The 13,412-nt window shown below is 48.1% G+C and carries 9 protein-coding genes; all 9 read left to right on the top strand.

The features are described 5' to 3' along the window. The first annotated feature begins 248 nt into the window (after nt 1-248). The 9 genes from NDI52_RS02535 (at nt 249) to NDI52_RS02575 (ending at nt 13,068) form a co-directional block, all read left to right on the top strand. Complete coding sequence (locus tag NDI52_RS02535; RefSeq protein WP_190770126.1) at nt 249-1,289, top strand: glycosyltransferase; 1,041 nt, start codon at nt 249-251, stop codon at nt 1,287-1,289. Between the two features lie 64 nt (nt 1,290-1,353). Further along, on the top strand, nt 1,354-2,811 hold the full coding sequence (locus tag NDI52_RS02540) for an NAD(P)/FAD-dependent oxidoreductase (protein ID WP_190770125.1): 1,458 nt from the start codon (nt 1,354-1,356) through the stop codon (nt 2,809-2,811). Between the two features lie 196 nt (nt 2,812-3,007). After that, nucleotides 3,008-4,147 carry a glycosyltransferase family 2 protein gene (locus NDI52_RS02545; protein WP_190770124.1) on the top strand — a complete coding sequence of 380 codons (1,140 nt, stop codon included), beginning with the start codon at nt 3,008-3,010 and terminating at the stop codon, nt 4,145-4,147. Between the two features lie 27 nt (nt 4,148-4,174). Continuing rightward, the gene (locus NDI52_RS02550) at nt 4,175-6,874 is read left to right on the top strand and encodes a glycosyltransferase family 2 protein (RefSeq protein ID WP_190770123.1); all 2,700 of its coding nucleotides are present in this window, start codon (nt 4,175-4,177) and stop codon (nt 6,872-6,874) included. 128 nt (nt 6,875-7,002) lie between these two features. Then, on the top strand, nt 7,003-7,776 hold the full coding sequence (locus tag NDI52_RS02555) for an ABC transporter permease (RefSeq protein WP_190770122.1): 774 nt from the start codon (nt 7,003-7,005) through the stop codon (nt 7,774-7,776). Continuing rightward, nucleotides 7,777-9,015 carry an ABC transporter ATP-binding protein gene (locus NDI52_RS02560; RefSeq protein WP_190770121.1) on the top strand — a complete coding sequence of 413 codons (1,239 nt, stop codon included), beginning with the start codon at nt 7,777-7,779 and terminating at the stop codon, nt 9,013-9,015. It begins immediately after the preceding gene. 45 nt (nt 9,016-9,060) lie between these two features. Further along, nucleotides 9,061-10,185 carry a Wzt carbohydrate-binding domain-containing protein gene (locus tag NDI52_RS02565; RefSeq protein ID WP_190770120.1) on the top strand — a complete coding sequence of 375 codons (1,125 nt, stop codon included), beginning with the start codon at nt 9,061-9,063 and terminating at the stop codon, nt 10,183-10,185. 442 nt (nt 10,186-10,627) lie between these two features. Then, nucleotides 10,628-12,070 (top strand): hypothetical protein, encoded by a 1,443-nt coding sequence (locus NDI52_RS02570; RefSeq protein WP_190772418.1) that lies wholly within the window; start codon nt 10,628-10,630, stop codon nt 12,068-12,070. Between the two features lie 56 nt (nt 12,071-12,126). Continuing rightward, nucleotides 12,127-13,068, top strand: coding sequence for a glycosyltransferase (locus tag NDI52_RS02575; protein ID WP_190772424.1), 942 nt, complete (start codon nt 12,127-12,129; stop codon nt 13,066-13,068). The last annotated feature ends 344 nt before the right edge of the window (nt 13,069-13,412 follow it).

A 13,412-nucleotide genomic window follows, 5' to 3' on the forward strand; every position in this document is an offset into this window, starting at 1 on the left:
GCTGAAATATTGGTTCTGAGGGAGACAGAAACCTCGTCAAAAAACCTTCTGCTGCAATTTTCATGAGTTTCGATTCAAGCGTAACTCCTCTAGCCAAAATTGCTTTTTAACTAGGGAAATTCCAGCTCAAGGTTAGAAGAATAGGTTTTCTAAAGGCGTCTTACTTCACTCCTTAAACTCGACAATCTCTAAACCAAATTCACTTCCTTAGACTCATCTAATCCCTGTTTGTTCCCAAGGAAATCGCTATGAGCCTGTCCAATATCCCTTCGGTTTCTGTCATTGTTCCGGTGTACAACGGAGGGGAAGCTTTTCTTAACTGCTGCAATGCCCTAAAGACTGCTTGTCCGGCTCCCCTTGAGGTAATTGTTGTAGTAGATGGACAGGATGATGCATCAACTTACGTTGCCAAACAGCATGGCTTTAGAGTTGTGAATCTACCCACTAATCGGGGGCCAGCAGTTGCACGGAATTATGGAGCCAAGATATCCAGTGGCGATATCTTATTTTTTGTCGATGCCGACGTGCAAATCGCGCCCAACGTCATCGACACAATTCAGACTCTATTTCTCCGCTCTTCGGACTTGTCCGCCGTGATTGGGTCTTATGATGATGCGCCTGGGTGCCCTGATTTTCTTTCTCAATATCGCAACCTCTTTCACCATTACACGCATCAAATCTCTGATGAAAATGCATCGACCTTCTGGGGAGCTTGCGGTGCAATTCGACGAGAAGCATTCTTTGCTATCAACGGCTTTGACGAGCGGTTCCGCCGCCCCTGTGTTGAAGACATTGATCTGGGCTATCGCTTGAGAAATGCAGGATACCAAATTCGACTTTGCAAAAATCTCCAGGTGAAGCATCTGAAGCGCTGGGGCCTGGTCACCCTACTTAAAGCCGACTTTTTCTACCGTGCACTTCCCTGGACTCAACTCATTCTTGAGAACAAAGCTCTAAACAACGACCTAAACTTACAAACCTCTAGCCGAGTCAGTGTCGTTTTGGCTTACGGGTTCGTTGCCGCACTATTACTTTCCCCCCTATGGCAACTGGCTTTGCTAGTTGCCTTCTTTTTAGGGGCAGGGCTGTTGTGGATTAATGCTTCAGTTTACCGCTTCTTCAAACGGAAACGGGGTCTAAAGTTCGCGCTAGGAACGATTCCTATGCACTGGCTGTACTATCTCTATGGCGGGCTTGGGTTTGCCATCGGCTGCTGCCAGTACTGGTTATCTTCCCTAATGAGTACGCTAAGCTTCCCAACTCTTGCTTCTGAGAACTTAGACGCTTGAGTGTGCCCCGATATGCTTCGTTCATCCCTGAGCTACTCAGTCCCTTAGAACTAACGAGATTTTCATGACTCACCCATCCACCGTAATCATTGGTGCAGGCCCTGCAGGTCTTACATCAGCTTATGAGCTGGCTAAAAACGGACATTCGACTGTCGTTCTAGAACAGGGCGATCGCGTCGGTGGCATCTCCCGTACCGAAACCTACAATGGTTACCGCTTTGACATCGGTGGTCATCGGTTTTACACCAAGGTGAAGGAAGTTGAACAACTCTGGGAGGAAGTACTGGGCGACGAGATGATCTCAGTCCCTCGGCTTTCCCGCATCTATTACGATGGCGTCTTTTTCAACTACCCGCTGGAACCCAAGGATGCCTTACTCAAACTGGGCTTTTGGAATAGCCTGGCTATCGTCCTGAGCTATCTTAAATCTCGGGTTTCTCCTCTACCTCAGGAGGAAGATTTGGAATCTTGGGTTATCAACCGCTTTGGTGAGCGGCTTTACCATACATTTTTCAAGACCTACACCGAAAAAGTTTGGGGCATTCCCTGTGACCAAATTCGCGCTGATTGGGCCGCCCAGCGAATTCGTGGGTTGTCCTTAAAGAAAGCCATTACAGATGCCTTCTTTGGCAGCACCGATACCAAAACCCTGATTAAATCGTTTGTTTATCCCCGCCTTGGCCCCGGCATGATGTGGGAGCGGTTTCAAACCCTGCTAGAGCAGAAGGGCAACCCTGTTCACCTGAATACAGGTGTTGTACGCATTGAACGTGAAGGTTTCCGAATCACCCGTGTTGTAGCGGAGCAGAACGGTAGCCCAGTGACGTTTGAGGGTAACCATTTCGTTTCCAGTATGCCAGTGAGCAAGTTACTGCAATACATGAATCCGGCCCCACCCGAAGAGGTGATGCATGCAGCACGCTCCTTAAAATATCGCGACTTCCTGATTGTGGCCCTCATGGTAGATGCTCCAGATTTATTTCCTGACAACTGGATCTACATTCACAGCCCTAAATTCCAGGTAGGACGCATTCAGAACTTCAAAAACTGGAGCCCTGAAATGGTACCTGACTCTAGCAAGACCTGTTTAGGGATGGAGTACTTCTGTAGCCAGGGGGATGCTCTTTGGGAAACCTCGGATGCTGACTTGATCAAGCTCGCCAGTCAGGAGGCACGAGGGCTTGGTCTGGTACAACCTTCTATGGCGATCGAGGACGGTACGGTCATTCGTCAGCGGAAAGCATATCCCGTTTACGATGCCGAATATCGCCAGCACCTGCAAGTGATTCAAGACTATATCGAGTGTTTTGAGAACCTGCAGACCGTTGGCCGGAACGGAATGCACCGCTATAACAACCAGGATCATTCGATGCTAACCGGGCTATTGGCCGCCCGCAATATCATCGGCGAACAGCATCCCTTATGGGACGTTAACACCGAACGCTCTTACTACGAGGAGTTTGAGCGTTCTAAAGCAGAGGTTGCTGTTCCTGTGGGCGCCCAACAGTTGCAGTACAGCTAAAGCGAAGCACAGAGTGGGTGGGTGTTTTTTTGTGGGAAACCTACAGAAAGCACCCTTACCTCAAGATCAATCCAACTATCTAAAGCTCCTTCAACGCCAAAGAGATGTTTGAAAGATCAGCCCCCAAGATTTTCAGACATGGAAACGGTGCACGTGAGGGTTGACCTCACATTGAAATAACTCATAGGACGAGCTGATGTCTAGCGATAAGCCCCTGGTATCGGTAATCATCCCTGCCTACAATGCAGCCAGCTTGATCGAACGAACCCTCCGTTCGGTGCTAAGCCAAACCTATCAAAATCTGGAAATCCTGGTGGTTGATGACGGTTCTACCGATCAGACTCCAGAGGTCGTGACCGCGATCGCCCACCAGGATTCCCGACTCCAACTTCTGCATCAAACCAATGCAGGGGTTGCAGCGGCACGTAATTTGGCGATCGCCCATGCCCAGGGCGAATTTGTTGCTCCCATCGATGCCGATGACCTATGGCATCCTCAGGCCGTCGAAAAACTGATGGAAAGGCTCCAGGACGCGGGAGACAATACCGCAGTGGCCTATGCCTGGTCTATCGACATCGATGAGCAGGATCAATCCTTGGGGATTATCCATGCCGATATGGTTCAGGGAAACGTACTCAAGACCCTGCTCTGCCATAATTTCATTGCCAATGCCAGTGCAACGTTAATCCGTCGGCGTTGTCTAGATCAGGTTGGTTACTACGACCCTCAGCTCAAGGCTCAAAATGCCCAGGGTTGTGAGGATTGGGATTTATACCTGCGCCTGGCCATACATTTTCAGTTTGCTGTTGTGCCAGAAGTTTTGGTGGGCTATCGCAAAGTATCCAGCAGTATGTCAGGAGACTTTGACCAGATGGCCCGTTCTCACCTGCTCATGCTGGAACAAGTGCGCCAGAAGTGCCCAACCCTTTCCCCTCTTCTATTTCACCTGTCTTGCAGTAGCTTTTATATCTATTTTGCCCATCAATGCTATGCCTATGGTAAACCGCACAAAACACTCTACTGGCTAAGCCAAGCGCTTCAGGCCGAACCCGTAACACCGCTCATTCGCCCCGGTTTTTATCGGCTTGGGTTATTTAGCTTGTGGCAGATATGGCAACAGCGGGAACACTCAACCAAGGTAGATAGTGCCAAAGGAAAAATTGAGACGCTCCGTGTTGCAGACCCAAGCGAACCAACACCTAGCGGCTCCATTTCTCATTCATCGCTGTTTGCTACATTCCCCTTGAATATTGCACAGTCACCGTCACTTCTTGCATTCCTTCGCCTCAGGCTTTTTGTAGGACATCTGCTTCATTTATCTCTGGCATATCTTTAGCCCCTTATCAAAACAGGAAGCCCTCTCATGCTTTTTCCCATCAAAGTTGTAGATATCGAACTGACTCAGCCCCTACCTACCTTCGAGGGTTTAGAGGCCTACATGGGGCTGAAGGGTCTGGTACGACTCCATGGTGTTCCCCTGGGTTATGTGGAAGCCCCAATTTCTCTGGGGCGTTGCACAGCAGAAACTTTGAGCAAGCGAATTCTGGAACAACACAGTTGGGACATTATCTGCCAATTACTTAAAAATGGGCTGGCATCCCCACAGCACCCGAAGGATCTGTCCCTGGAGAATTTAATTGGTCTGCCTCCTGTAGAGTATGAGGGTGAGTGGCCTCTAGTCACTGTGGCGGTATGTACGCGCGATCGCCCCGATGATATGAAGCTGTGCCTGGAAGCCCTAAGCAAGCTCGACTATCCGCACCTCGATATTCTGGTTGTGGATAATGCCCCTCAAACAGGCTCAACAAAGGAATTAGTTGCAAACTCTTATCCGTCTGTACGCTACGTGCGCGAACCCCGCCCCGGGTTAGACTGGGCACGTAACCGTGCCATTTTAGAGGCCAAAGGCGAAATTATTGCCTATACCGACGATGATGTTGTGGTTGATCCGGGTTGGGTTAAAGCTCTGGCTCGGGTCTTTAGCGAGAATACGGAAGTGATGGCCGTAACGGGGCTGGTTGTTCCGTATGAACTCGAAACACAGGCTCAAGTCATCTTTGAAAGCAATGGAGGATTTGGGCGAGGGTTTGAGCAACACTGGTACCGCAAGACGGGTTCTAAGTTACCCTGGCAACTATTAGGGACAGGACAATTTGGCACAGGAGCTAACATGGCCTACCGTCGTTCCCTTTTCAGCAAAATTGGGCATTTTGATCCGGCTCTAGATGTTGGTACCGTAACCAATGGGGGCGGGGATCTGGAGATGTATTTCCGGGTGTTGCAAGAGGGATACACTCTAGTTTACGAACCTAGAGCAATGGTTCGCCACCGCCATCGTGCAAGCTATGAAAAACTGAAAGCTCAAATTACGAATAACGGAATCGGGTTGTACTCCTACTTTGTCTGTGGAGCTACATCTTATCCAGATGAGCGTTCATTGTTTCTCTGGATAGGGTTGTGGTGGTTTGTTTACTGGAACTTACGCCGTCTTTGGATTAACTTTAAACATCCAACGAGAATCCCGTCTGAGCTTGTATGGGGTGAGATGAAAGGCTCTCTAACAGGCCTCTTCCGATATCAGCAGGCCTGTCAAAGGGTGCGTCAAATTGTTCAGGAATTTGGCGAACAAATTCCTGAATTAGAAACAAATTCTCATGCTGAACAGCAGAATGAGACAGTACCTGTTGGGGCAGTAGAAGAAGCACCAATACATTACTCCGATGGTATTGCGATTCGGCAGGTTCGACTGGAACAGCCCCTTCAGCCCCTGACAGATATCTGTAATTATGGAGTGACAAGGGTTTTTCTAACTCTTGGTGAAGATCTCTTGGGTAGTCTCGATATCGACAATCGCTACCACCCCATTAGTGTTGATCGTTTATTAAATCTTGCGATCCCAAGTTTCTCCTCAAAGCTAGCGGAAGCCTGGTTGCATCTAAATGACACAGAAGTTTGCAACCGGCTACAACAGCATTATCGTGTGGTCCAAAGTCAACCCGTGAGATTGCCCGAGCAGGTTAAAGTAACAATTAACTTGGCAACGTTTGACCGTCCCGACGACTTGCGTAACTGCCTACGGTGCTTACTAGCCCAAGATACCCAACGCGAAGTCGAAATTGTGGTGGTGGATAATCATCCCAGTTCAGGTCTAACCCCTCCCGTCGTTGCTGAATTCCCGAGTATTAAACTTGTTAATGAGCCACGCCAAGGGCTAGCCTATGCTCGCAATGCAGGCTTTGTCGCCAGCACCGGGGAGATTATTATCGCCACAGATGATGATGTAACGCTTCCTTCAGATTGGTTAGAAAAAATTCTGGCTCCCTTTGCGCGTCATGATGTCATGATTGTGACGGGTAACGTCCTACCTATCCAGTTGGAAACGCTGTCCCAACAAGCATTTGAAGAGTATGGTGGACTAGGTCGAGGGTTCCGAGCGTTCGAAGTAGGTGGCGATTGGTTTGAATCGGTTCCACGTTATGCATTGCCAACCTGGAGTTTAGGGGCAACAGCAAATGCTGCATTTCGTGCCGCAATTCTCTCTCACCCTGAGATTGGATTGATGGATGAAGCCCTTGGTCCTGGTATGCCATCTGGTGTTGGGGAAGATACTTACCTCTTCTACAAGACAATTAAGGCAGGCTATACCCTGGTTTACGAACCTTCTGCCTATGTATGGCATAAGCACCGAAATACTGACGCTGCCCTTCGGCGCCAACTGTATGGTTACAGCAAGGGACATGTGTCCTACAACCTGACAACATGGTTCCGGGATGGAGACTGGCGAGGAATTTATCAAATTCTCATAGGTCTTTCCTCTTACCATCTCAAGCGGCTCGTTCTCTGGATGCTAGGCCGCAGAGATTATCCCCTCTCTCTAATTCTTTTAGAAATTTGGGGCAACCTGGCAGGACCGTGGTCTTTGTGGCAGTCTCACCGAAGGGTAGAGCGAGAAGGCAAGAGCGATCGCTACATCCCCCCGGCTGAAAGATCTGAAGCGAAACTTGAAGCCCCAGTCGAGCTCATGGAACGAGTTGGGGTAACCACCTTAGAGCCTTTCCGATAATACGGTTAGTGGCTTGAAGCCATCAGTAACAAGAAAAAAACGTTGATTTTGTGGCTCTACAAAATCAACGTTTTTACCCCGCGCTAAGGCAGAATCAATTGTTCCAGTGGTTAGGATAACCCATCCTTATGTTACAGAAATGGCGGCTATCTTACTTGAGCGATTTGTTACGATCACTTGTTGATCGTGAAATGAAACTCATGTACAAGCGATCAGCCTTGGGAGTAGCTTGGACATTAATCAGTCCGTTACTACAACTATTAGTATTCATTTTTGTCTTTCAAGTTATTATCAAAATCGATATTGACCAATATTCTTCCTACGTATTCACAGGCCTACTGGTTTGGAACTGGTTTCAGAATTGTTTATTTCAAGCGACTGGCATTATCATCAATAGCCGTCCATTAATTCGACAACCAGGCTTTCCTATTGCAATTCTACCGGTTGTTGTTGTCACGACTGGCCTGGTTCATTTTGCTTTAGCTCTACCTGTTCTGGTAGCATTCCTGCTCATTGATGGGGTAAAACTCACACCACTTGTTCTACTCCTACCCCTTCTGCAATTGATTCAATTTGCTTTAACAGTTGCCTTTTCCTACTTTTTAGCCGCTCTCAACGTTACATTCCGAGACACGCAACACACTCTTGGAGTTTTGCTCCAGTTCTTGTTCTATCTCACCCCTATCTTCTACGAGCTCGATAGTATTCCTAATAAATATTGGTATATTTATGGGCTTAACCCTATGGTGCATGTCGTTACAGCCTATCGGCAAATCCTCATATGGGGTGTTCAGCCAGATTGGCTAGCATTAGCCATTATTTCGGGGCTGACCTTGCTCCTACTTCCTATCGGCTATCGAGTTTTCAAGCACCAAAGCCTTCGATTTGTGGAGGAAATTTAAATGCGGGACGCTATTCTAATTGAGGATTTAGGGAAGCGCTTTAACCGCTACCATGCTGCAAAGCCCATCACCTTTATGGAGGCAGCTCTGACTAGCTTCCGGAAGATTCAATCGGTTGATGAATTTTGGGCATTGCGGGGCGTGTCCTTTAGCGTGGCTCCTGGGGAAATGCTGGGAGTGATTGGTCACAATGGTGCAGGGAAATCTACATTGTTACAGCTGCTTGGTAAAGTAGCTTACCCCACAGAAGGGCGTATCAAAATGCGTGGTCGGGTCGGCGCATTGTTGGATTTGGGAGCGGGCTTCCATGGTGATTTGACAGGGCGAGAGAATGTCTTTGTATCAGCCATCGTTGCCGGATTACCACGCCAAGAAGTCACCCGTCGTTTCGATCAAATTGTGGCTTTTGCAGAATTGGAAGGTTTTATCGATAATCCGGTTCGCACCTACAGCTCTGGGATGATGATGCGCCTTGCCTTTTCTGTGGCTGTCCATACGGATCCTGAGATTCTACTGGTTGATGAATTTTTGTCCGTTGGAGACCTATCTTTTCAGTCAAAATGCCTGAACCGGATTGCTGAGATGAAGGAACAGGGATGTGCAATTGTGCTGGTGTCCCATGATGTGGGACAGGTGGAGCGATTGTGCGATCGCGCCCTTTGGCTTAAGCAGGGCACTGTTGCTGCCTGCGGGGAGCCTACGGTAGTTGCAGGGCAATACACTACGGAGATGCGGTCGCAAAGTCAGCAGCGCACCCCCCAACGCCCACCTCAGTTAACCCGTATGGGTACGGAATTGCGGGTCAATGAGAATCGCTTTGGTTCTCAGGAGATTGAGATTGTTGATGTGCGCTTGCAATCTACTAGTCCTCTTATTTCAGGTGGCCCTCTCTGCATCGAAATTGAGTACCACGCAAACCAGCCGATTGATTCTGCCGTCTTTAGCGTCGGCATTAGTCAGGAAAACGGTACCTCCTGCATGGATGTAAATACAGCAGATATGAATGTGCCGATTGAAGTTTTGAAGGGGAGGCAGACTATTCGATTGTGGTGCGATCGCCTTGATCTGGGAACAGGCAAGTACTTTGTTAACGTCGGTATCTTTAAGCAGGATTGGGCCTATGCCTACGACTACCACTGGCATGTTTACCCTCTAACGGTTCTGTCTGAGGTGCATTCTAAGGGGATTCTAGCCCCACCCTTACGTTGGGAATTGGTGTCTCAAATGGTTGCATCATAAACAGACCTGTTTTCTTAATCAACAATAAATCTGGAGGTTTTTCAGATGACTGAGCAGGTTTTGCATGAACCCTATGATCAGACATTTTTTGAAGCCCTCCGGGATGGTTCTCGGCAGTCTGCTGCTGTCGTTGTGCCACTCATTTTAGATTGGGTTCAGCCAAAGCAAGTTGTAGATGTGGGATGTGGAGATGGAACCTGGCTTTCCATGTTCCGGAAGCATGGAGTTACAGATGTTTTAGGCATTGACGGCGACTATGTTGAACCTGAAAATCTTCAAATTCCTGTCCAGCAGTTCATGCCGTGGAATTTGACCCAACCTCTAGGCCTGGATCGAACCTTTGACCTGGCAATGTCTCTGGAAGTGGCTGAGCATTTACCTGAAGCCAGTGCTTCTGATTTCGTGGATTCTCTGATTCGTCTTAGTGATGTCGTTTTATTCTCGGCAGCCATTCCCCATCAAGGTGGAACTCATCACATTAATGAACAATGGCCGGATTATTGGATTCAACAGTTTGAGAATCGGGGATACATAGCCGTTGATGGTCTGCGGGCACAGCTTTGGGATCATCCCCTAGTAGAACCCTGGTATGCCCAAAATAGCTTTATTTTTGTGCGGTGTGAATGCCTCCCTAACTACCCAAAACTTCAGGCATTAATCCAGTCGCCCTGGGCCAAGCAACCTCTTGTACACCCCAAAATCTATCTCTATCACTACCAGGAAACAACCGATTCCTCCTCAGCCACAGCCTCAAACCCGTCGCCGAAGCAAACCGTTCAACACATAAAAATTCTTAACCTTACCTGTCACCCTGATGCTGCAATTCAAACGGGTGAAGGGGTAACGTTGGAACTGACCTATCAACTTCAGGCTCCTATTGAAGCGGCAATCTTTAGTATTAGTTTGAGTGATCATAAAGGGTTTATCTATCTAGACACCCAGCTTAAAGTAGAACCTCTTCCTGAAAGTTGTGAAATACTGCATCGGCTTCAGTTACAAATTGATCGCCTGGATCTCATTAGTGGAGAGTATTTTCTAAACGCGGGTGCTTTTACGCCAGATTGGCAATATATGTACGATTTCCACTGGCATCGTTATCCCGTTACAATCTCAGCTCCTGTATCGCAACAGGGAATTTTGAATCCTCCTTTGCGATGGCATATACCCTAAATGGAGCAGCCCACCAAAGTGAGCTGGCTAAACAACCAGGTTCTGAATAAAACAGGGCCTACAAAATGGTGTTGTTTGGTAAATTAGGGCGATCGCCCATGAGAATTTTGAGGGTATTTTGCACTCTCAAATTCTCAAAAGCTTAGAGAAAAGAGGCACAAATCGTTCCCTTCTAGTTTTCGAGCACATTTGCGATCGACTGAGATTCTACAAAGCTGATTCAAGCGCAAAGCGCTGTATTTCAGTACCATTGGACTTAAGTTATTTCTACAAAACCAATATTCTGGACAGTTTTTGTGAAACCCTTGATTTTGCGTGCGCTTCACGCACGCAAAATCAAGGGTTTCACAAAAACTGTCCGAACTAATGTAAAACGTTAGTTTACTAATGGATAAAACCTATAGAGAAGCGACCCTACTGTAATCAAAGGTTTGAAGTAATCATGAAACGTTTATGGAAGATATTATTGGGCATCCTTTTGGGTTTCTCGATCGCTATTGCTTGGGGTACGGCAGGTCAAGCTGTAGCACCCAGGCTTGAGTCCACAATTAAGGTTTATGACTCAATCTTAGGAAGCAGCACTCGTTATATCGGAGCCTGTGAGGGAAATGTTGGCTTTAATATGGCCGACCTATCGGATTTAGGAATCAATACTTATCGCATCTACGGTGGTATGTCCCGATGGGAAACTGAGGATGATGATGGGTCGTATGGTTTACCGAGTATTGCCCAGATTAAGGCCAACCCAAATGTTATTCCCTGGGAGCATTGGGATGAGGTCATGACTCACCCAGAAAGTGGCTCAGACTACACTTTTTCTGGTGCTTCAGAGGAAGTATGGCAGGGAAATGCTAGAACGATTTTTGAGTCCTTGAAACAAGCCCATATTCGTCCTGTCGTGACGATTCGCAACAGCGATCCGGGTTGGCAACCAGATTGGGCATTGCAACTCAATCCTCCACGCACAGAGGCGGACTGGAATGAATGGTGGGAGCATGTCTTCGCCACTGTGTACTGGTTAAATGTGCGGAATGATTATCAGGTGGACGATTTCGAAATTCACAACGAGCCCGATAATCGACAGCAAGGGTGGGGAGGCAACCAGGAGGACTATTTTGAGTTAGTTCGGGTAGGCGCTGATGCGATCGCTCATGTTTATCAAACCTATCTACCCGATCGCCAATTTCACATTCATGCTCCGAAAACTACCGGGGGAAGCAGCTGGCCTGTGGCTACCCTGGCCTCTGTCCCTGATTATTTTGACAGCGTGAACGTCCATAATTACGACCTGGATATTTCCGGCTATGTTCGGCAGGTGCGACAGTGGATGCAAGGCACTATCCATGCGCGATCGCCCCTTTGGTTAGGAGAATGGGGAACCTATACCGGGGGTTACAATGACCTTTCCTTCTCCTTGAATCTGGTTCGAAATATGATACGAGCCTCTCAACCGGGCGAAACTTACATATACGGGAGCCATCTCTTCTCGCTTTATGATTGGGGTCGTAGTGGCCAATTTGCAGGGCTGGTTGATGGAGGGGGCGATCGCCGCCTCAGCTATTACGCCTTTCGCATGGGAATTCGAGCGTTGCAGGGTGGCCGTCCAGTGTTTTTGACCACCAGTTCTGACCCTGAGGTGATGGCGATCGCCACCCAGGACGGCCAGCAACAGATTCATCTGCTTTTAGTGAATGATTCTGATGATTCTCAGGTAATTACGGCAGACTTGGCTTCACTGGTGTCCGAAGGAGAGGCCACCCTGTGGGAGTTTAGTGAACAAGTTCATGATGAAGTGGCCGGGCAAGAACGCGTTCATGATGGAATCATCCGGTTAGAACTGCCCGCTCATGCCAGTCGCTTAGCTATGATTCGTTCAGGGGGTTAGTTTTTTATCATCTCAATTCAAGCAGATGCCCCGGCTGCTGAGGGCGTGATTCCATGGTGCCGACCTACTCATTTGTTGTTCCCATCTACAACGAAGAGGAGACGATTGCAGAGCTATATCGGCGCATTAGTCGAGTGATGGATCAGCTAGAGGGAACGGTTGAATTAATTCTGGTGAATGATGGGAGCCGCGATCGTTCCCTCGACCTACTACGAAAACTACGAGAAAGCGATCAACGGGTCAAGTATCTCAGCCTGGCTCGTAACTTTGGTCATCAAATCGCAGTCACAGCGGGATTGAACTTTACTCAGGGTCAAGTCGTTGTGATCCTCGACGCTGACTTGCAAGATCCGCCAGAGCTGATTCCGGCAATGGTAGAGCTGTGGCAGCAGGGTTATGACCTGATATATGCTCAGCGGACTCACCGTCGTCGGGAAAGCTTCTTTAAGCGCCTGAATGCCTATGTGTTCTACCGAGTGCTCAAGCAATTGGCGGATGTGGACATTCCCACGGATACAGGCGACTTTTGCCTGATGGATCGAAAAGTAGTTAATGCCCTCAATGCCATGCCGGAGCGTAATCGCTACATCCGAGGGTTGCGGGCCTGGGTAGGGTTTCGGCAAACGGTCTTACCCTTTGAACGGGAGCCTCGGTATGCAGGTGAGGTGAAATATACCTTTCGTAAATCCCTGGCTCTCGCGATCAATGGTCTGGTTTCCTTTTCTAAGGTGCCGTTGCGGTTGGCGACTTATACAGGGCTGTTGGCGGCGGCGATCGCCCTCATTATGGTCATCCTGGTACTTTACTGGCGGCTATTCCAGCCAAATTCCCCCGTCACTGGATTTGCCTTAATTGCAATGGCCATTTTTTTCTTGGGAGCCGTACAACTGATTTGTATTGGAATTTTGGGGGAATATGTTGGTCGTATTTATGAGGAAGTGAAGGGTCGCCCTATGTATACCCTTGCCGAAATGGATGGTTTTGAGCCATTAGATTGAGCCCCAAACGTTTCGTGGATAAACTGATTCACAGCGCTTTTTAAACGCTTAAAATCTGGTTATTTTTGTGAGAGCCGCGCTCCGCACAGCTCTCACAAAAATAACTATGGCTGATTCAAGCGCAAAGCACCTCAGGTCAGACACAAGGGTGTGTCCCATACCCTTGTGTCTGACCTAAATGAGAAATGCTGCAGTGACAGATTGGGGGTTTAATGCAAGATTTGAGTGATTTTATATACGCGGTGTACGGAAAGAACGGATAGTTTCAGCAACGTCTTTATTTATTACTAGATAAACTTCAGCGCAAATTCACCCGATCTTCCCCTGACAGATTCTATGATGGC

This window comes from Leptolyngbya sp. PL-A3 (genome assembly GCF_039962325.1).
GTDB lineage: Bacteria > Cyanobacteriota > Cyanobacteriia > Elainellales > Elainellaceae > Vacuolonema.

Bases quoted from the DNA above. Each gene is read 5' to 3' on its own strand.
- NDI52_RS02540 (WP_190770125.1), top strand. From the start codon at position 1,354: ATGACTCACCCATCCACCGTAATCATTGGTGCAGGCCCTGCAGGTCTT.
- NDI52_RS02550 (WP_190770123.1), top strand. From the start codon at position 4,175: ATGCTTTTTCCCATCAAAGTTGTAGATATCGAACTGACTCAGCCCCTA.
- NDI52_RS02560 (WP_190770121.1), top strand. From the start codon at position 7,777: ATGCGGGACGCTATTCTAATTGAGGATTTAGGGAAGCGCTTTAACCGC.
- NDI52_RS02555 (WP_190770122.1), top strand. From the start codon at position 7,003: ATGTTACAGAAATGGCGGCTATCTTACTTGAGCGATTTGTTACGATCA.
- NDI52_RS02545 (WP_190770124.1), top strand. From the start codon at position 3,008: ATGTCTAGCGATAAGCCCCTGGTATCGGTAATCATCCCTGCCTACAAT.
- NDI52_RS02570 (WP_190772418.1), top strand. From the start codon at position 10,628: ATGAAACGTTTATGGAAGATATTATTGGGCATCCTTTTGGGTTTCTCG.
- NDI52_RS02535 (WP_190770126.1), top strand. From the start codon at position 249: ATGAGCCTGTCCAATATCCCTTCGGTTTCTGTCATTGTTCCGGTGTAC.
- NDI52_RS02565 (WP_190770120.1), top strand. From the start codon at position 9,061: ATGACTGAGCAGGTTTTGCATGAACCCTATGATCAGACATTTTTTGAA.